The 20,176-nt window shown below is 37.4% G+C and carries 18 protein-coding genes and 3 tRNA genes; 14 read left to right on the top strand and 7 right to left on the bottom strand.

Translation table 11 applies throughout. From position 1 onward, the window contains the following. Positions 1 to 56: 56 nt before the first annotated feature. Positions 57 to 833, bottom strand: a complete 777-nt coding sequence (locus tag CFY84_RS01215) for a metallophosphoesterase family protein (RefSeq protein ID WP_088822325.1) — start codon at positions 831 to 833, stop codon at positions 57 to 59. After that, on the bottom strand, positions 814 to 1,752 hold the full coding sequence (locus CFY84_RS01210; protein ID WP_088822324.1) for a diacylglycerol/lipid kinase family protein: 939 nt from the start codon (positions 1,750 to 1,752) through the stop codon (positions 814 to 816). The genes CFY84_RS01215 and CFY84_RS01210 overlap by 20 nt, the downstream gene beginning before the upstream one ends. Before the next feature lie 280 nt (positions 1,753 to 2,032). Between CFY84_RS01210 and CFY84_RS01205 the strand changes: the two genes are divergently transcribed. Together CFY84_RS01205 and CFY84_RS01200 are read left to right on the top strand one after the other, a co-directional pair. Then, a complete protein-coding gene (locus CFY84_RS01205; protein WP_088823353.1) occupies positions 2,033 to 2,458 on the top strand; it encodes a hypothetical protein in 426 nt (141 codons plus the stop codon). Between the two features lie 41 nt (positions 2,459 to 2,499). Then, positions 2,500 to 3,432, top strand: coding sequence for a TIGR01777 family oxidoreductase (locus tag CFY84_RS01200; RefSeq protein ID WP_088822323.1), 933 nt, complete (start codon positions 2,500 to 2,502; stop codon positions 3,430 to 3,432). A 35-nt stretch (positions 3,433 to 3,467) separates the two neighbouring features. On the opposite strand, the gene folD is transcribed toward CFY84_RS01200, so the two are convergent. Next, a complete protein-coding gene (gene folD / locus CFY84_RS01195; protein ID WP_088822322.1) occupies positions 3,468 to 4,316 on the bottom strand; it encodes a bifunctional methylenetetrahydrofolate dehydrogenase/methenyltetrahydrofolate cyclohydrolase FolD in 849 nt (282 codons plus the stop codon). A 151-nt stretch (positions 4,317 to 4,467) separates the two neighbouring features. Here folD and CFY84_RS01190 point away from each other — a divergent pair. Together CFY84_RS01190 and CFY84_RS01185 are read left to right on the top strand one after the other, a co-directional pair. Next, positions 4,468 to 4,541 (top strand) — tRNA-Cys (locus tag CFY84_RS01190). Positions 4,542 to 4,554: 13 nt separating this feature from the next. Further along, positions 4,555 to 4,640: transfer RNA gene (locus CFY84_RS01185), tRNA-Leu, on the top strand. A gap of 62 nt (positions 4,641 to 4,702) precedes the next feature. Here CFY84_RS01185 and CFY84_RS01180 read toward each other — a convergent pair. Both CFY84_RS01180 and CFY84_RS01175 read right to left on the bottom strand, forming a co-directional pair. Then, positions 4,703 to 5,389 (bottom strand): hypothetical protein, encoded by a 687-nt coding sequence (locus tag CFY84_RS01180; RefSeq protein ID WP_088822321.1) that lies wholly within the window; start codon positions 5,387 to 5,389, stop codon positions 4,703 to 4,705. A 63-nt stretch (positions 5,390 to 5,452) separates the two neighbouring features. After that, positions 5,453 to 7,591, bottom strand: coding sequence for a TonB-dependent siderophore receptor (locus tag CFY84_RS01175; protein WP_228149569.1), 2,139 nt, complete (start codon positions 7,589 to 7,591; stop codon positions 5,453 to 5,455). A 385-nt stretch (positions 7,592 to 7,976) separates the two neighbouring features. Between CFY84_RS01175 and CFY84_RS01170 the strand changes: the two genes are divergently transcribed. From CFY84_RS01170 to lon, 5 genes are all read left to right on the top strand, one after another. Continuing rightward, a tRNA-Leu gene (locus tag CFY84_RS01170) sits at positions 7,977 to 8,062 on the top strand. 352 nt (positions 8,063 to 8,414) lie between these two features. After that, positions 8,415 to 8,933, top strand: coding sequence for a hypothetical protein (locus tag CFY84_RS01165; RefSeq protein WP_088822319.1), 519 nt, complete (start codon positions 8,415 to 8,417; stop codon positions 8,931 to 8,933). A gap of 112 nt (positions 8,934 to 9,045) precedes the next feature. Next, positions 9,046 to 9,609 carry a hypothetical protein gene (locus tag CFY84_RS01160; protein WP_088822318.1) on the top strand — a complete coding sequence of 188 codons (564 nt, stop codon included), beginning with the start codon at positions 9,046 to 9,048 and terminating at the stop codon, positions 9,607 to 9,609. A gap of 69 nt (positions 9,610 to 9,678) precedes the next feature. Then, positions 9,679 to 10,263 carry a 5-formyltetrahydrofolate cyclo-ligase gene (locus CFY84_RS01155; protein WP_088822317.1) on the top strand — a complete coding sequence of 195 codons (585 nt, stop codon included), beginning with the start codon at positions 9,679 to 9,681 and terminating at the stop codon, positions 10,261 to 10,263. Between the two features lie 135 nt (positions 10,264 to 10,398). Beyond that, positions 10,399 to 12,828, top strand: a complete 2,430-nt coding sequence (gene lon, locus CFY84_RS01150; RefSeq protein WP_088822316.1) for an endopeptidase La — start codon at positions 10,399 to 10,401, stop codon at positions 12,826 to 12,828. A 56-nt stretch (positions 12,829 to 12,884) separates the two neighbouring features. Here lon and CFY84_RS01145 read toward each other — a convergent pair whose 3' ends face one another. Then, entirely contained in the window at positions 12,885 to 13,337 is a 453-nt protein-coding gene (locus tag CFY84_RS01145) for an RcnB family protein (RefSeq protein WP_088822315.1), read from the bottom strand. A 280-nt stretch (positions 13,338 to 13,617) separates the two neighbouring features. Here CFY84_RS01145 and rlmH point away from each other — a divergent pair, with 280 nt between their 5' ends. Together rlmH and CFY84_RS01135 are read left to right on the top strand one after the other, a co-directional pair. Beyond that, positions 13,618 to 14,097 carry a 23S rRNA (pseudouridine(1915)-N(3))-methyltransferase RlmH gene (gene rlmH / locus CFY84_RS01140; protein ID WP_088822314.1) on the top strand — a complete coding sequence of 160 codons (480 nt, stop codon included), beginning with the start codon at positions 13,618 to 13,620 and terminating at the stop codon, positions 14,095 to 14,097. A 43-nt stretch (positions 14,098 to 14,140) separates the two neighbouring features. Beyond that, complete coding sequence (locus CFY84_RS01135) at positions 14,141 to 14,917, top strand: DODA-type extradiol aromatic ring-opening family dioxygenase (protein WP_088822313.1); 777 nt, start codon at positions 14,141 to 14,143, stop codon at positions 14,915 to 14,917. 66 nt (positions 14,918 to 14,983) lie between these two features. Here the strand turns inward: CFY84_RS01135 and ahpF are convergent, their stop codons facing one another. Continuing rightward, positions 14,984 to 16,549 carry an alkyl hydroperoxide reductase subunit F gene (gene ahpF / locus CFY84_RS01130; RefSeq protein WP_088822312.1) on the bottom strand — a complete coding sequence of 522 codons (1,566 nt, stop codon included), beginning with the start codon at positions 16,547 to 16,549 and terminating at the stop codon, positions 14,984 to 14,986. A gap of 736 nt (positions 16,550 to 17,285) precedes the next feature. On the opposite strand from ahpF, the gene CFY84_RS01125 reads away from it, so the two are divergent. From CFY84_RS01125 to CFY84_RS01115, 3 genes are all read left to right on the top strand, one after another. Beyond that, complete coding sequence (locus CFY84_RS01125) at positions 17,286 to 17,888, top strand: C40 family peptidase (protein ID WP_088822311.1); 603 nt, start codon at positions 17,286 to 17,288, stop codon at positions 17,886 to 17,888. A gap of 180 nt (positions 17,889 to 18,068) precedes the next feature. Then, positions 18,069 to 19,217, top strand: coding sequence for a DUF1624 domain-containing protein (locus tag CFY84_RS01120; RefSeq protein ID WP_088822310.1), 1,149 nt, complete (start codon positions 18,069 to 18,071; stop codon positions 19,215 to 19,217). 232 nt (positions 19,218 to 19,449) lie between these two features. Beyond that, the gene (locus CFY84_RS01115) at positions 19,450 to 20,172 is read left to right on the top strand and encodes a 16S rRNA (uracil(1498)-N(3))-methyltransferase (RefSeq protein ID WP_088822309.1); all 723 of its coding nucleotides are present in this window, start codon (positions 19,450 to 19,452) and stop codon (positions 20,170 to 20,172) included. Positions 20,173 to 20,176: the final 4 nt, after the last annotated feature.

Below are 20,176 nucleotides of genomic sequence, written 5' to 3'. Positions count from 1 at the left end.
AAAGGCTTCAAGGGCAATATTTAATTTTTTTAATTATTTGATTGTTTTTTACACTTTTATTGATTTGATTTTTTGAGATCGATGACAAACTCTTGGCGCAAGACATCAAAACAATAATGGGTAATCTCTCCTGTACTCGAAACTGTATTAAACCCATTGGGTAACCCATGTCTTAATCGCCATGAAATTGCAGTACCTGCATGAATATCCCAAATAGGACGTGCTGTATTTAATCCAAAAATTTGACCAATGTCATAAACACCTGTTTGATGCAAATGACCATGCAATAACCCAAATAAGTCATGTTTCGACCATTGCTCTAAAGCATGCTGTGCCCGTTTTGGACAGTCTCTAGCACCATCAATTTGCGTAAAAGGCGTGTAAAAAGGTTGATGAACCACCACTAATTTCAATTTATGTGAAGGTGAGTATTTTAAAGCATGGTCTATATCTTGAATTTGTCGATGAGAAATATGACCTTTGGTATGATGATGACGACGAATACTATTTAGCCCCATCAAGTAAAAATGTTCGGTCTCTAAGGTTTGCTCAGCATCACCAAAAAAATGCCGATAATGATTTAATGGTTTAAAGGCACGGTTCCATAAGTGATAAAGTGGAATATCATGATTACCAGGCACCACCAAGTACGGCACGTTTAAACGGTCAAGAAACTGTTTACATGCAGCAAACTGTTTAAACCTAGCACGTTGGGTCAGATCACCACTCACTGCTATGGCTTCAATGTCATGCTGCTGACAAAAACGCTCAATGGCATCCATGCATGCTTTCTTTTCAGTCCCAAAATGTAAATCAGAGAGATGAAGTAACATGGGGCACCATAATATTTAATGCATTTTTTTCAACAGACAAACGAAGTGGGGAATGTTCTTCCACAAGCTCACCATCAATAGCTAAATACAGCTTATGACCTTTTTTCGCAGTGACTTCAACATGATCTGCACTAAAACTATAAATTTCGTTGGCTTTTTCGATATCGCCTTGCACCAATTTAATCAGCAATTTAACCAATGATAACCGATCCGTTTGTGCAACCACAACACCGCCAATTTTTCCAGCTTTGACTGAGTCTGCAATTTTTAAATTCAACTCTTTGAGTTGCAACTGATTATTCCCAAAAAACACCAAAGCGGTATTCACAGGATAACGTACCCCATCTACTGTAACCTCGAGCTTTAATGAACGATATTTACGTATTAAAACATCAATTGCCGAAGTATAGGCATGTAAAGGAAAACGGCCAAAATACTTGTTATATCGCTCTCTTTGTTCAATAAAAAGTGGATATAGACCTAAACTTGCATTATTGAGATAAATATAATCATTTAATTTAGCCACATGAACTGATTTAATTTGACCTGTAGCAATAACATCAGCCGCTCGAATTAAATTAATTGGAATATCGAGAACTCGGGCAACATAATTGAATGTCCCTAAAGGCAAAATTCCTAATGGAATATCCGTATGCATTAAATAAGAAGCAATGGCATTTAATGTACCATCACCGCCTGCGCCAACAATAACACCTTTATTTTGGCTATTTTTATGCCGTGTTAAAATTTTAGGCATCAACATATCAATCGGACATTGCTCATTGAGCTCAAAAACCTGAATTTCAAAACCATAACGTGAAAACAAGGTCATGATTTGTTCATAAAAGTCATCTTTATGATTGGCATGAAAACCAGATTTTTGATTATAAACTAAAGAAAGTGGCTTCAGATTTTCCATGTATACCTTTGTCGTCTCATGACGTGACTTTCTTGTGTATTTTTCAAACCAATCAATGTGATTAGCTGTATTTAAAAATTACCACAGTTTGCATAAATTAAATATCTTTGATGATGAATAAAGCCAAACATCTGTATTTTAATTTTATCTTTATTATGATGTGTTTAACCATCAAAGTTTGAAAAACAACAACAAAAAATCATTTTACAGTTGCAAAACATTGCACTGTGAATTTACAACTATGGCATACTCAAATGATAAAATCAGAGAACAACAGATTATGAAAAAACTACAATCAATTCTAGGTTTAAGTGCCGTTATTTTATCACTTGCTGCATGTCAAAATGTACCTCACCGTTATAATGGTACATCTGGGTATGAAATTGAAAACTCAACTGCAAATACAGCGACAATCCGCTATACCCTAGCGATCAAACCAAGTGAAACTATTAACCAAAGCAAGCTTCAAGAAGCCTGTAAAAAAGTTTTAGGTAAAAATCAAACTTATCAAATTAAAATATTAAGTACCAATGAAATTATTAACCCTGCGTCTGTACAACCACAACAAGGTATTAACCTTGGCAATACCAATGCAAAATTTGAACTTGCAAATACCAATAATAATTTAGGTGATAATACCGCTGCACGTAATGCACTTGGCGTACGTCCTGATACATTAAATGTTGTACGTTATCAGTGTTCTTAAAAAGACCTTGCCATTATATGGCCTAAAAAGAAGATAATAATATGAATGATCAAGTACAGCAAAACCCGACCATACTGATTACAGGTGGTACTGGATTGATCGGATCTGCGATCATTCCATCTTTCATCCAACAGTCTTTTAAAATTATTGTTTTAACACGATCAAGTCAAAAAATAACTGAGAAATATGCACACCAAAATGTACACGCGGTCAGTTCGTTTGATGAAATTGCTGTAGATGAACATATTGACTATGTCATCAATTTGGCAGGTGAAAGCATTGGTGGTCCCCGTTGGACAGATGCTCGAAAAGAAAAGTTAATTTCAAGTCGAGTTTCTACAACAGAACACTTGGTTAATTGGCTTCTCAAAACCAAACAGCAGCCTAAATGCATTATTTCAGGTTCAGCAGTCGGTTACTATGGTATTGATCCATCCTTGCAATGGCATACTGTATGTAATGAAAATAGTCCACCACAACCTATTTTTCTCTCTGAAATTTGTCAGCGTTGGGAGCAAAGTATTGCCCCACTTAAAAATGAAAACTTAAATGTTAAAATTATTCGTTTAGGCGTGGTGTTTGCAAAACAATCGCCTGCCCTCAAACAAATGCTTTTACCAATTAAAATGAATTTAGTGGGTAATGTAGGTTCAGGTCAGCAACCTCTGACTTGGATTCATATTGACGATGTGGTTGCTGCGGTTCATTTTCTGTTAAAAGATGAAAATCAAGGCGGCGTATATAATTTATGTGCCCCAGATCATGAAACTCAAGCAGATTTTGTCAAAGTGAGCCAACGTGTACTTGGCAAAACAACATTCTTCCCAATGCCTGCTGCTTTTTTCAAAGTAGCATTGGGTGAACAAGCCAACTTAATTATTAATGGTCAATTCGTTGCACCTAAAAACTTGCTTGCTGCGGGTTATCAATTTAAACATCCTAATTTAGAGAGTGCTTTAGAAGATCTACTTTAATTAAAAAGGCGCTTTATGCGCCTTTTTAAAATTATTTATGCCAGTGATTGTTCAGCAGCTTCAACTGTTTGACGAATTAGTGTCGTAATCGTCATAGGTCCAACCCCACCTGGCACAGGAGTATATGCAGATGCAATGTCTTCAATTCCTTCAAGTTGAATATCGCCTACACCACCTTGCTCACGTGGATGGAATCCTGCATCAACCACGACAGCACCTGGTTTAATCCAATCTTTTTGAATTAATTCTGCTTGACCCACTGCACCAACAATAATATCTGCTTGTTGAACAAACTCACTAAGCTGCTGTGTTTTAGAATGGCAAATCGTCACAGTTGCATTGGCTTGTAATAGCATCATCGCCATTGGTTTGCCTAAAATCGCAGAACGCCCCACAACAACAGCATGTTTTCCTGCAATTTCAATATTATATGCTTTTAAAATACTCATAATACCTGCAGGCGTTGCTGAGCCATATGCTGATTCACCCATAGCCATACGCCCAAAACCTAAACAGGTCACACCATCAACATCTTTATTCAACGCAATTGCATCAAAGCAAGCACGCTCATCAATTTGAGCTGGCACTGGATGTTGTAATAAGATGCCGTGTACGTCAGGATTTTGATTTAATTTTTCAATTTCAGCCAATAATTGCTCTGTCGTGGTGTGTTGTGGCAATTCAATTTTCAATGAATCCATACCCACACGGCGACATGCATTACCTTTCATACGTACATAGGTTGCTGATGCACCATCATCACCGACTAAAATTGTAGCTAAAATCGGCGTGCGTCCAGTTTTTTCTTTTAAAGCAGCCACTCGGTTGAGTAAATTTGCTTCAATTTCTTTTGATAATAACTTTCCATCTAAAACCAATGACACAGTGCATCTCCAAGACGATTTAAAACGAATAGCAGAATAATACATCATTATTTACGGATCTTTATTTTACATGTTGATTTAATGAACATATATTCAAAGTTAAGTATTGTTTTTTTTGAAAAGCTTGCTAATATACCCATCACCAAGATATGGCGGGGTGGCAGAGTGGTCATGCAGCGGACTGCAACTCCGTGTACGCCGGTTCGATTCCGACCTCCGCCTCCAATCTTGAAACTATGCCCGGGTGGTGAAATAGGTAGACACAGGGGATTTAAAATCCCCCGCCCACAAAGCGTGCCGGTTCGAGTCCGGCCCCGGGCACCATGTTTCTTCATGGTACTCATTAAAAAACCAGCTTAAAGCTGGTTTTTTTGTGTCTATCATTCTTATTTCTTGGCTAACATCCATGCCACAGATGCATCAAATAATTTCAAACCATCGTCAGATAAATTATCAAATGTATCATTCGCGATAAAAAACATTAAACGGCGTGCAGGTGCCAAGGTTTCATAATCCATGGTACTGCCTTTTTCATAAGCCCAAATTGCCACTTTCTCAGGCTGACCATAGATTGTTGCAATAATGGTTGCGCCAAGCCCAGGTTTACCCCAATTCATTGCTGCTTGTTTTTTATATACATTGGCTGTGCCAGCTGGCAATTTAGCAGACAATACATTTGGCTGATTGACCAACCATAAATAACGTTCTTTTTCGTTTTCCCCAAAATCTGTTCCACCTCGTTTGCCGGTCATGGCAAGATCATCTAAATAATCATTTTCCCATGTCATTAGTGGGTAGTTTAAATTTCTCCACCCTGTTTTTAAGCTTTTTGATGCTACAGTCGAAGATAAAATAATAAGATCAACTTGTTTAATTGTCGTTGGATCAATTGACTGATCTACAATCTCAACCTGATGGCCTTGCTTTGACAAATATTGTGCAATATTTTGATCAGAAGCTGCTTCACGACCTTGTGTTTGTGAAACAAGCATAATCTTTGCCGCCTGTGCAAAATTTATGCTACTAAGTAACACCAAAAAAATACCTATTAATCGGTATGCTAATCCGTTCATATCATTACGTTCCTCATGCACAAAAGAGGTGTTGTTACACCTCTTCTCATGCATCATTTTTAATTAAAACTTCATTGTGGCGCGAAGCATATACTCGCGTGAATCACCGCGTGAAACATTTAAATATGCTGCTGTATCTGCCATAGTGGTTGCTGTTAAATAGTCTTTATCAAATATATTATTTACATTAAATTTCAAGTTAATTGCTTGACCATACAGCTTGGTGTCATAACTTACAAATGCATTGACCAAGGTATAATTAGGCAACTTAAAATTGTTTGAGTCATCGCCTGGTCGATCCCCTACATAATTACCACTTGTACCTAATCTTAAATTACCAAGCCCCAATTGCCCATAATCATAAGTCAATGATAACGAGGCAGTATTTTTAGCCACATTAGGAAGATTCTTGCCCACAGCAGTGGCATTCGTAGATGCAGTCACTTTGGCATCGGTATAAGCGTATGTCAAAATGGCATCTAGTTTGTCGGTTAAACGGCCGCTAATATCAAGTTCTACCCCACGTGAACGTGCATCTTGTGCTGTAGAAACATTAGTGATGGTGTCATTATCAATAATGTTGGTTTTCTTAATGTCATAAACAGCTAGATTTGCGCTAAGGCGTGAATCTAATTCATATTTAAAACCAATTTCATAAGATTTACTTTCTTCTGGCGGTACATCACTTGTAAGCTGCGTTTTTAAAGGCGCAATTGTCCAACTCGGTTTCAATGATTCTGTGTAACTCGCATATACAGATGCTTGGTCATTAATTTTGTATACCAATCCTGCACGTGGTAACCATTTTCCATCATCTGTATTGGTATTTAAAGCAAACGGACGTCCACGCCCTGCAGTTTGCTGCCAATGGGTATAACGTGCACCCAGTACAGCAATCCATTGATCTGTTAAATACACAGAATCTTGAATATACATGCCATAGGTATGTAATTTATTGGTTTGATCGCTTGATGCAGGATCAATAGAAGACGACGTGGTTAAATTTGTTCCTGCGAGAGTATTATAATTAATCGTTTTTTGATTTGCGGCTGTTGTTCGCCATAAGTCTTTACGATAATACTTTACATATGAGCTTTCTGCGCCCACTTGTAAATCATGACGCAAACCAAATAAAGTCATTTGCCCATTTAAATATAACTGTCCAACACTAGCAACGCTCAGTGCGCCAGTTGTGGCATCATTACTGCGTTTTAAAGTATTGGTGGTGGTATTTAATGAACCAGGCACCACACGCATTTGCCCTGCATCATAAGTTTCTCGATTATAACTGTAGCCCCCATGTAGCAACCATTGTTCATTCAACTGATGGTCAATGGTTAATTGTGCAAGATGGTCTTCACCAGACATTTGGTTGCTAGATTGATCTAAACGAGTATATTTAGAGATTGGTAATACTTTTCCTGTACCAAATCGATCAACGATGGTTGAACGATCAAAAGGAACATCAAAATTACGGTATTGATAACTGACGTTTACTTTGGTTGCACCGTGTTCCCACTGCAATGAAGGTGCAATCAATTGTTGCTCAATATGACCAAAACTACGCCAATAATCTTTACGTGATGCATCTGCAATCAGTCGATATGAAAAATCACTAGTGCCAATCTGTCCTGTTGTATCAACAGTTGCACCGCCACCATTTTTACTGCGTTCATAGCTTGAACCATAAATGGAAAGCAACGTACTTTGTTGTTTTTGCGGCTTCTTCGTCACAACATTGACTACACCACCTGGATCCATAATGCCATATAACAATGAAGCAGGACCTTTTAATACTTCAACTTGGCTGACTGCGGCATTCATTACTCGGCCCTGCACAATTGGCAAGCCATTAACCATGACAGAACCATCACGATTATCACCAAAGCCTCGCTTCATAATGGTGTCTTGTGTTCCTGCCAACGTATTACCTTGTGTAATACCACTGACTTGCGTCAGCGCATTGTCTAAATTAGCAGGGTTATAATCGCTAATAAATTTTGATGACACCACATTCACTGTTTGTGGAATATCTAAATTTTTTTGCTGTGTTCGAAGTGTCGATTGATCTTGCTTTGCAGCATAAGACATCTGATTTTGATCAGCTGATGCAGTAATGGTCGGTAATACTGCTTGTTCATCAGCATAAGCTGATGAGATAACCAACAAAGAGGCAGACAATACAGAGAGACGGTAACGCATAAAATGAGCCATAAGCTTAACAAATCGTATCTTAAATTTACCGAAAATATACAGATAATTATTCTCATTATCAATAAAGAAATGCATAAAACTTAGGCTGAATTCTCTATTGGATTAGACGACATAAACTTCTTAAAATATTTAATCGAATGACATATATTGAAGCTATGTTAGATTAATCTATTTACAGCGACTCGCAACAATCGCTTTTATATTCTTTTAAGTGATACATCGTTTTTATTTCTTATATATTTCATTATTTTGCTGATTAAATCAGCAAACACATCGACATTTTATGAATTTTAGTTATTTTCTGAACAGTCCAACATTATTTTCATGTTCAGTACTTGCTATTCATTCATTATTTATCTATTATCACGCCCATGCCCGGGTGGTGAAATAGGTAGACACAGGGGATTTAAAATCCCCCGCCCTCAAAGCGTGCCGGTTCGAGTCCGGCCCCGGGCACCATGTTTATTCATGGTACGCATTAAAAAACCAGCTTAAAGCTGGTTTTTTTGTATCTACAGCATAGTATTCAATATCATTTTGGTATCTACGGTTTCAAGAGCCATTAGCTTGATCTGCTAGTTTCTTATTCTCCTGTTCTTGCAAACTTAATCTATAAAAACACTGATAAAAAATAAATCAGATCATCATAACTTTAAAAAATGCTATATACATCAAAGCAGATTTAGATATGATATAAATCACGATTCATATATTAAAAATTAAAGACCTTGGTCATTAATAAATTTTAAAAACTATTCTTATATATTCACTAAAAATAAAATCTATATAACAAGGTCATTAGGAGAAAATTGTGCAGCGTTTTATTTCTACATTGATGGTTCTACAACTACTAATCATTCCAACTGCATACAGTAAAGAGTCTGAACTATCAGCACAACAAGTCAAACAAACTCAATCTTATAGCCAACATCAAGTTCAAGATATTGATTTTGATATTAAACAGCTTTCAACGCTACAAACAGAATTTAATCGAAAATTTGCTCCTGTTAAAACAGTCATTGATAATGCGCCAGACTCAACACCGCAACAAGAAAAAGATAAAATAATCAATGATGTTAAAGCCCTTATACTTGAAGATAGAAGCAATTTAACGCAATTAAAACTCAAAAGTAATGAAGGCAATGAGCTTCGTGAAATCAACATAAAATCACATGATAGCTATTTAAAATATTTAACAGCAATTACCAATAAAGATCCAAAAGCTGAAGAATATGACAAACAAGTCAGTGATCGCAATTATGAATACAGAGCCAATTTATTCGATATAGAGAAAATTTATCCATCTGTTGATGTTACTGTTTTAAAATAAATGATTTAAATAACTATGCTAAAGTATTCAAAATCTAAATAGAATGAATAAAGCGTTATTGATTCATTCACCATGAAAGTTAGTTTGATCAAAATATGAATTAAGGATGTTTATGAAAAATTTAGTGATTGCCACTTTATGTACTTCGGTGCTTTTGCTTACAGCATGTGCTAAACCATCTGAAAAACAAGCGGCTGAACAAACACAGCAAGTCACTTATAGCCAAAATAATGTTGAGCATATCAAAGCTGATTTATCAACTGTTGAAACCCTATCCAATAAAAAAGCAGAAGAAGGCTTAGAGTTTCAAAATGAAGCTGTGAAAGCATCGCAATCAGGTAAAGATGAAGATATTCAAGCTGTCGTCAATAAAATGAAAACTTTTGTCGATGGGTTTAATCAAGAATTAACTGCGCTTAAACTTCAAAGTAGTGAAGTCAATGAGCTCCGTGGCAAGATGATTGAATCAAACAACCTAGGCTTGCAGCTTGCACAAGAAGGTTCATCAAAAGCACCAAATGAACAAAAAATTCAGCAGCTACAAACACAAGTGACAACAACTCAAGAGCAAATGTTAGACATCATGCAAAAGCTTCAAGCGAAAGTTGGTCGCACTAGCCCTGCTACTGCATCTCAACCTGTTGCATCTGAACCTAAAGTCGCTGCAAAATCTTAATCCTATACCTCCATTGCAATACCTCGATACAAGGCTTAAAATTTAAGCCTTGTATCTTTTTTTGAAGCTATGGACGCATTACACTTCCTACGTAAAACAGCTAAAAATACACGGCGTGCTTTGTCCAAATATCAACAGCAGCATGCTACACAGGATGTTTTAAAACACATCATTAAACACCCAAAGTTTAAAGCTGCTCAACATATTGGCGTATATTTATCTGCTTTTGGCGAAATAGAAACTCATGCTTTAATTCAGCTTTGTTTTCGGCACCATAAGCAGGTATATTTACCTCAAATCACTTCGATGAACCAGACTTTAACTTGGGTCAATATTTCTTTTCAGCAGTATAAAAATCAGCGTTTTTACATGCACCGATTAGGCATGAAAGAGCCTAAAAATCATCGTGGGCATCATGTAAAAACATTGGATGTATTATTTCTACCACTTGTATTAGCCGACCAATATGGTACTCGTATTGGCATGGGTGGTGGTTATTATGACCGTACTTTATCATTTGCACCTAAACGCCCCTATCGCATTGGACTTGCACACGATTTCCAAGTTTCAAATACACGTTTACAACGTAATCCATGGGATCAGTCATTGGACGGATTAATTACCCCACATAAACATTATTTGTTCTCTCGATGAGAGTATGTTTCGTATCATTTTCAATCGAATCCGCAGCTTTTTATATTTTTTAATGAAATTACCCTTGTAATTTGGCGAAAGTGCATCACTATTAAATGAATAAGACAACAATGTTGTTACTCATTAGGAGTGTTTATGACTGAACAGATTTTAAATAACGAAAATACCAAAGAGCCAGTAACCATTCCAAATGTACTTCCTCTTTTAGCGTTACGTGATGTGGTTGTTTATCCACATATGCAAATTGCGCTGTTTGTTGGTCGTGAAAAGTCGATCAAAGCAGTCGATATTGCCCGTGAGAACGATAACTTGGTGTTTGTTGTCGCACAAAAAGATTCTTTAACTGAAAATATTGATCAAGATAACTTGTATCAATACGGTACTGTGGCGCGCATTATTCAAGTTGTAAACCATGAAAATGATGAAAACTGCATCAAGGTTTTAATTGAAGGATTACATCGTGCCAAACTTGAAAAAATCATTGAAGAGCCTGAGTATCTTCAAGCAGAGCACCGTTTACAGCCGTTGCATGTCAATTTAGATCTGCAAGCACAAGAGACACACTTGCAAGAATTACAAACATTGTTTGCACAATACGCGGAAGCAAAATTACGTAATGCACGTGAACTCATCGCTGCTGCAAATAAAATTGATGATCTTTTGCAATTGTTGTTCTTTGTGGCAACACGTGTACCGCTCAATATTGAAGTGAAACAAAACTTTTTAGAGCAAGATGCCTTTGACAGTCACTATCAAGAAGTGACCAATTACTTGTTGCAACAATCTGAAGAGCAGCAAATTGAGCAAGGCCTACATGACAATGTAAAACGCCAAATGGAAAAGAATCAGCGTGAATACTTTCTGAATGAAAAAATGAAAGTTATTCAACGTGAATTATCTGATATGAATGGCGGTGCAGATGATGAAGTTGCTGAGTTAGAAAAACGCCTTACCGATGCAGATTTACCAGACCATGTACGTAAAAAGGCAGAATCTGAGTTTCGTAAATTAAAAACCATGCAACCTGCATCAAGCGAAGCTGCTGTGGTACGAAACTATTTAGATGCCATTTTAGATACACCATGGAACAAATCAAGCAAAGTCAGCATTAACTTAAACAAAGCTCAAGAGATCTTAGATAAAGATCATTATGGCTTAGATGAAGTAAAAGCACGTATTGTTGAATATCTTGCAGTACAGTCACGTGTGAAAAAATTACGTGGCCCTGTACTCTGCTTGGTTGGTCCTCCAGGGGTAGGTAAAACATCATTAGGTGAATCTGTTGCTAAGGCCACAGGACGCGAGTTTGTGCGTATGGCACTTGGTGGTGTACGTGATGAAGCAGAAATTCGTGGTCATCGCCGTACTTATATCGGTGCAATGCCAGGTAAAATTGTGCAGTCATTGACTAAAGCAGGTGTGAAGAACCCACTGTTCTTGCTTGATGAAATTGATAAAATGGCACAAGACTACCGTGGTGATCCCGCATCAGCGTTACTTGAGGTGCTTGATCCATCGCAAAACAGTAAGTTTAACGACCATTACTTAGACCTTGATCTTGATCTTTCTGAAGTCATGTTTATTTGTACTGCCAACAGCATGAATATTCCTGAAGCATTGTTAGATCGTATGGAAGTTATTCGTCTACCCGGTTATACCGAAGATGAAAAAGTAAACATTGCATCACGCTACCTTGTTCCGAAGGCAGTTAAAGACAATGGGTTACGTCCTAAAGAACTGACTGTTCATGAAGAAGCGATTCGTGACATCGTACGTCGTTATACACGTGAAGCAGGTGTTCGTGGTTTAGAACGCGAAGTATCTAAAGTTGCACGTAAAGTAGTTAAAGAAGCCGTGAGCAGCAAAGCAAAGAACTTGCATGTTGATGTCACCGAAGAAAACTTACCTGAATATTTAGGTGTACATAAGTTTGACTTTGGTATGGCTGAAGAAGCACCACAAGTTGGTCGTGTGAATGGTTTGGCATGGACTTCTGTAGGTGGTGAGTTGCTTGACATCGAAGTTGCTGCAGTGAAAGGTAAAGGTAAATTCATTACAACAGGCTCACTTGGTGATGTAATGAAAGAGTCTATTACAGCGGCAATGACTATTGTACGTACACGTGCAGATGAACTTGGAATTGAATCTACTCGTTTTGAAGAAACCGATGTCCACGTGCATTTACCTGAAGGTGCAACACCAAAAGATGGACCATCAGCAGGTTTAGCACTGACAACTGCATTGGTTTCTGCCTTTACTGGGATTCCAATTCGTGCAGACATCGCAATGACAGGTGAAACATCTCTTCGTGGTCATGCATTGCGTATTGGTGGATTAAAAGAAAAGTTACTTGCAGCACATCGCGGCGGTATTAAACTGGTCTTTATCCCGCAAGACAATTTACGTGACTTAAAAGAAATTCCAGACAATGTCAAAGAAGGCTTAGAAATTAAAGCCGTCAAGTCCATTGATGATATTTTGCCATTGGCATTGACTGAAGCAACAAAACCGTTGCCAACGCCAATTGCAAAACCTGTTGCAGAGAATAAAGCAACACGTCACTAATTTTTAAAGCCATAAAAAAGCCACTTTCAATAAGTGGCTTTTTTAATCATATTAAATTATTGGTGCAATAAAATACTGGTGATAATGCCTGTTGCAGCAGCAATCAAAATATATTGCCCATTCACATTCAACCAACGGTGCCCTTGTGGCGGTGGCGGTAGTCCACGACCACGCCAATTGTTTACACGATAGCTTGGTCCCCAATAGTCTCGTGGTACATAACTGCCGCGGTGCCAGCGGTTGTTATGACCATAACTCGGTTGGTGGTAGTAACGTCGATCATAGGATTGATTATAATAGACAGGCCCTCGATCACGATCACCACGGTAACGGTCGCGATCATCATAACGAGCTACAGGCCGGCGATATTGATCACTTTGAGGTGCACGCTGCTGCCAATCTCTTTGACGATCATCTCGATCCCCCCGCCATGGATCTGCAAATGTAAGACTGCTTGCACATGTGGTACTGACCAATAAACTGTAAACAAGTATATTTTTTTTCAACATTAAATTTAAAACTCCCCTGAGTGCAATATCACTCAGTATGGTTCATAGTAAACACCTATTAATTTATGCAAAATAAACTGGATATTTAATGGATAATTCAACATCTTATGTAATAAACATACACTCAATTGTATAGATCATTTTGATATAAATTATTTTTTTAAGATCCTGTAGCGATATTGTGAGTTTGTGTCATATTCAGCTTACTGTAAAAAGCATTGGTGTGCTGAATTGATCAAGTTATAATAGTGGTCTATTTTTACAGATATATACGGCGTTTATGAAAATTCGCATCCTGACGATTGGTCAAAAAATGCCTGCATGGGTCATCACTGGTGTTGATGATTATTTAAAGCGTATTCAGCCCTTTGTTCAAACCCAATTTGTTGAACTTCCAATGGCAAAACGTGGTAAAAATGACTCTGATGCAGACATTTTAAAATACTGTCAAATTGAAGGCGAAGCAATTTTAAATGCCATGAAAGGCAATGAGATTTTAATTGCACTTGAAGTCAACGGCCGTGAGTTTTCAACTGAAAAGTTAGCAGAAACCATGCAATCTTGGATGCTTGATGGACAAGACATTGTGCTTGCGATTGGCGGGCCTGATGGTTTAAGTCAAGAAATTAAACGTGCTGCTGCATGGCATTGGTCATTGTCTAAACTCACGCTGCCCCATCCGCTTGTTCGCGTCATGTTAATTGAACAATTGTATCGTGCTATGACCATTAACCACAATCATCCCTATCATCGAGCTTAAATTTAGTCCTACGTTCCACTCATATTGATTTCGAAGGAATTTTATGCAACTCCAAACCTTGCCGGGCCTATTTATCTCCCATGGCTCGCCGTTGCTCGCTTTAGATCCTGAACAAGTAGGGCCAGCATTACATCGTTTAAGCATTAACTTGCCTAAACCCAAAGCAATTATTGTGATGTCTGCTCATTGGGAAAGTACAACCTTAGAAGTCAGCACCTGTATCCGCCCTGAAACATGGCATGATTTTCGTGGTTTTCCTGACGAGTTATACCGTATTCGTTATCCTGCGCCAGGCGATCCTGAATTGGCAGAACGTGTTTTAAAATGCCTAGCACAAGCTGATATTCAAGCCAATGCCAATAGCAGCCGTCCCCGAGACCATGGTGTATGGATGCCTTTATTGCATATGTATCCTGATGCCAACATTCCTGTCATTGAGATTTCATTGCCTATGGCATGTACGGCTGAACAAATTTATCAAATTGGTCAAACACTCTCTGTATTTAGAAAAGAGCAAATATTACTATGTGGTTCAGGCAGCATTACACATAACTTATCTGAATTATCATGGCATGATGCGCCTGTTGAAACACCTATATGGGCAAAAGAGTTTAAAAATTATGTGGTGCAAAAACTCACTCAATATGATTACTCTGCTGTCTTAAATGTACAAAAATTACCATTTTTAGAGAAAAACCATCCAACCCTAGAGCATCTTGCACCTTTATTTTTCGCTATGGGCATGGGTCATCTCTTTAGCATAGTACACAGCAGTTTTTCGATGGGTACATTAGGTATGGATATTTACCGTTTTGATTAAAGATCGCCCTTTATTTAGACATAAAAAAAGCCAAAGTTAAACTTTGGCTTTTTTATATTGAACAGACTATTGACCTGAACGAATAATGTAATCAAATGCAGATAATGATGCTTTTGCGCCTTCGCCTGTCGCAACAATGATTTGCTTGTATGGGACAGTTGTACAGTCACCTGCAGCAAATACACCTTTAACATTGGTTTCATTGCGCTCGTTAATTACAATCTCACCGCGCTTAGATAACTCAACTTGGCTGTCTTTAAGGAAGTCTGTATTTGGCAATAAACCAATTTGAACAAAAATTCCTGACAAGGCAACAGTTTGTTCACCACCACGGACACGGTCTTCATACTTTAAGCCAGTGACTTGTGAACCATCACCAATGACTTCAGTGGTTAATGCACTTAAAATCACAGTACTGTTCGGCAAACTATAGAGCTTATCTTGTAAAACTTGGTCTGCAAGTAATTTATTACTAAATTCAATTAATGTCACATGTTCAACAATACCTGCAAGATCAATCGCAGCCTCAACACCTGAGTTACCACCACCAATCACAGCAACACGTTTGCCTTTGAATAATGGACCATCACAGTGCGGGCAATAAGCAACACCACGTGTACGGTATTCATCTTCACCTGGTACATTCAGTTCTCTCCAACGTGCACCTGTAGATAGAATCACTGTTTTTGATTCTAATATTGCACCATTTTCAAGCTCAACTGATACAAGACCGTTTTCAGTTTGATCTGCACCAAGCAATTTGTTTACACGTTGTAAGTTCATGATATCAACATTGTATTCACGAACATGTGCTTCCATTTCGCTGGTAAATTTAGGACCAACTGTACGCTGAACTGTTGTGAAGTTTTCAATGTCCATGGTATCCATGACCTGACCACCAAAACGCTCAGCAACAATACCTGTTTTAATGCCTTTACGTGCAGCATAAATTGCTGAAGTACCACCAGCAGGACCACCACCAACAACCAAGACATCAAACACATCTTTTGCATTTAGCTTTTCAACTTCTTTTTCAGCTGAATTGGTATCTAACTTGGCAACGATTTCTTCAAGTGTCATACGACCTTGGCCAATATGCTCATTGTTTTGGAACAACATTGGTACTGCCATAATTTTACGTTCTTCAACTTCATCTTGGAAGAATGAGCCGTCAATCATGGTTGCAGTTGCATGTGGATTATAAATTGCAATTAAGTTTAAAGCTTGTACAACATCTGGACAGTTATGGCATGTTAATGACACAAACACATCAAAATTTGCTTTGATGTTTAAAGCTTTGATTTGCGCTAATATGTCATCTGACACTTTAGGTGCATAGCCAGACACTTGTAACAATGCTAAAATCAAAGATGTAAATTCATGCCCCATTGGCAAGCCTGCAAAGTGAACACGAGGTTCCTCGCCTGCTTTTGCAATACCAAAACTTGGACGGCGCGCATTTTGACCATCTAAACGTGCAGTCACTTGATCTGATAATTCAGCAATTTCTTGAACAAGCTCTTTAATTTTAGTTGACTTATCTGATTCATCTAAAGATGCAATTACTTCAATTGGGCTCTCTAATCGTTCTAGATAAGCTTTCAGTTGTGTTTTAATATTTTGGTCTAACATGATTCATATCCCGATGGAGTCACATTCTTGAATTAAATCTATGGTACTGAAATTTATTCGATAGTAAAAACAGTATATTTTTATAGTAATAATCGGTTTTTTAAATTAAATTATCATAGCCATGTATTTAAAATCCCCTCTTATACCAACTATTAAGATGTCTTATAATAAAATGGGTTCTATTCAAATATATGACAAACACATTTACTCATCGAACATAAATTTCATTATAAAATGACTCTTTAAGAGATTTACTCATACTCCAATAATATCATTATAGTTTACCCAAATATTAAGATCAAAATTAAGCTGATAGAGAAACCATTCAATAAATATAAATGATTTTAATGGTCTTTTATTGATAGTTTGCTCAATTAAACTGATCAGAAACACTAGGTGCTGTTGGCTAAATTGAACAAAATTATTATAATTTAATTTACGTTAAAATATTTCCAAAATATGACATTATTATTAAATTTATTTTAAATGAGCTACTTATTTTATTTTAATGACTGATAAATTAACATTATACAATTGTCTTATTCTATTTTATGAAATGAATAGATGATTAATAAATTTTATTTTTTTATAATGCATTAATTCATTACATTTTAATCGGTCTTTTTCATTGTCATTCTCTAGATTGCATTGAATTGATATTGTAGTATGGCATCTTCTAAAAAATGGCTGAATAATTTATTCACTATGTCATGCGTTTAAAGAGAATTATTTTGTAATGATTGACCATACACATCACCAAAATCACGCTCACCATGCCAGCGTACATACTCATATCACAGCACATGCTCAACAAAAATCAACGGCACATAAAAAGCCAAGTACAAAGAAACATACCACACATACCACTGTACAAAAGAAAACACCAGTTGCTACTCAGCAAAAGTTAAAAGCACAGAACAAATCAAAACATCGTCATTCCCAAACTTATACTGCAACTGCCCAAACCAGCAAACATAAAAAAGCAATCAATGTCAGTAAATTTTCAAGCACCCTTGCACTCAATGCCCATCGACGCAGTACAGAAAAATGTGCCAAGCATGTTCGTTTAGCGCTTGAGTCAGCAGGTGCACAAGTGGTTTCACATCCAATCGCTGCTGCAGATTGGGGACGTACTTTAGAAAAAATTGGTTATAAACAAATTAGTCCAGCATTTAATAACCCACAAAAAGGCGATATATATATTATTTCGCGTACAAAATCACATGAGTATGGTCATATTGCAGGCTATACTGGCAAAGATTGGGTTTCTGATTTCAGACAAAATGGTTATGCGGTGTATAGTGGCACAGCACATTATAAATATTACCGTTTAAGCTAAACTGTAAAGTCCTGTATGTGCAAGTACAAACGGGTACTTGCACTAAATTAAAACATCAACATTCCATTTAAATTAATTCATTGTTCTTATTCTCTAATTTAAATAATTATTGTTTGTCATGGTTTATCCTTCGGCAATATATGTTACCTTATAACATATCATTTAATTATATTTAGAGTCATGGCCATTCAGAATCTTCATCGGCAAATCGCAATCGATGCTTTGCGAGGACTAGTTATTTTGATCATGATGCTCGATCATGTTCGAGAAACCTTTTTCTTACATCATCAAGTGCCTGATCCTATGATCATCAGCGAAACTGAGCCTACTCTTTTTTTGAGCCGGACTTTGGCACATTTATGTGCACCTGTTTTTGTCTTATTAACGGGTTTATCAGCATTTTTATATCACTCAAAGCATCAGCAACTGAAAACCACACAATCATTTTTACTAAAACGTGGTTTATTTTTAATTGTGCTTGAGCTGACTTTCGTGAATTTTGCTTGGACTGGGCAAATCATTCCGAATACCATTTACCTCCAAGTCATTTGGGCAATCGGCATTAGTATGATTGCACTCGCAGCATTAATCACCTTGCCTAAAAACCTGCGATGGGCAATTGCTTTGCTGATCATCTGTGGCCATAATTTGCTTGATCACCTTTCATTTCCTCACTCAGCTTTTCAGCCGTTATGGAATATATTGCATCAACGCGGTTGGATTGATGTGGGTTCAGCACTTCGTATTCGAACTTCTTATCCTGTTTTACCATGGATTGGTGTGATTTTACTTGGATATAACATCGGACAAACTTGGTTTAACTCAGCTGTATCGGTTGGGCAGCGACAAAAAGCTTTGCTCTCTGTCGCCATCACAGCCTTATTGCTCTTTTTTAGTTTGCGATTATTGAACATATATGGGGATCATGTTTGGCAAACAATGCCAACAGCATTAGAAACCCTGTGTAGCTTTTTTAACTTAACTAAATACCCACCTTCTCTTTTATTTATTGCATGGAATGTTGGGATTGGTTTGTTGTTACTGGTTTTACTTGAACATTTACAGCATCAATCATGGTTACGTGTATTGGTAACTTTTGGCTCAGTACCAATGTTCTTTTATATTATTCATCTTTATGTGCTTAAACTGATGTATATCGCAGCAGTTGCCTACTTTGGCTTAAATCAAGGGCAATATTTTGGTTTTGATCATGTCATCAGTCTTTGGGCAATGAGTTTGGTATTATGTCTTTTACTCTACCCTGTGGTTTCTGCATTTTCAAAATTCAAGCACAACAATAAACAGATTCGAATTTTAAAGTATTTTTAAATCGAATAGTCCTTCTGATTTCAAGATTTTAAATAGACGTATTGATATTTAACAAACAACAGGTATGATGCCGACCATTGTCATCATACCTTGTTTAGTCTTTTCACATCAGGCAGAGGTCATGCCCATATGAATGGACATCGTTTTGAATGTGTATTATCGAAAGGCTAATATACAATATCAAATGACACTTATATTATTTACTTTGAAATTGATTGGGCTTTGAAACCTTATGAGTAACCGCTTTTATATTGATGCAGACTTAGCAGTAAACCACCCAACTGAATTGACTGAACCTGTTTTTCATCATTGGGTACGGGTATTACGCGCGAAAGTAGGTGATCAAGCGGTATTATTTAATAATCAAGGTGGCGAATATACGGTTCAATTGATTGAAATCAATAAAAAAAATGCGACTATTTCAGTTGAGTCGTTTTGTGCAGACAATCGCACACCGCAGTTTCGTGCTGTACTCGGTCAAGTCATGTCCAAAGGCGACCGTATGGATTATGCCATTCAAAAATCTGTAGAGCTTGGTGTCAGCAGCATTCAACTTCTGACCAGCGAACGTTGCGAAATGCGTTTAAAGTATGAGCGTGATCAAAAGAAAATTGACCATTGGCAAGCTGTTGCCATTGCAGCTTGTGAGCAATGTGGTTTAAATCAAATTCCACGTGTCCTCCCGCCCTTGCCACTCACGGAGTGGTTACAACATTCCCTGCCAAACACAAAGTTCGTGCTTGCGCCAACAGATGACCATGCTGAAGACATTACAGCGCAGTTGAGCCATGACGTATGTCTTTTGGTTGGGCCTGAAGGTGGATTATCTGCACATGAAATTGAACAAGCCAATCAAGCTGGGTTTAAAAATTGGTGTATTGGTGAGCGTGTCTTACGAACAGAAACAGCCCCTGTTGTTGCTTTATCGATTCTCAACTTCATACTAAAGTCATGAGCAA

The organism is Acinetobacter apis (assembly GCF_900197575.1).
GTDB lineage: Bacteria > Pseudomonadota > Gammaproteobacteria > Pseudomonadales > Moraxellaceae > Acinetobacter > Acinetobacter apis.
Note: the sequence above shows the minus strand (reverse complement) of the source record. Positions and strands in the feature narration are given on the sequence as shown.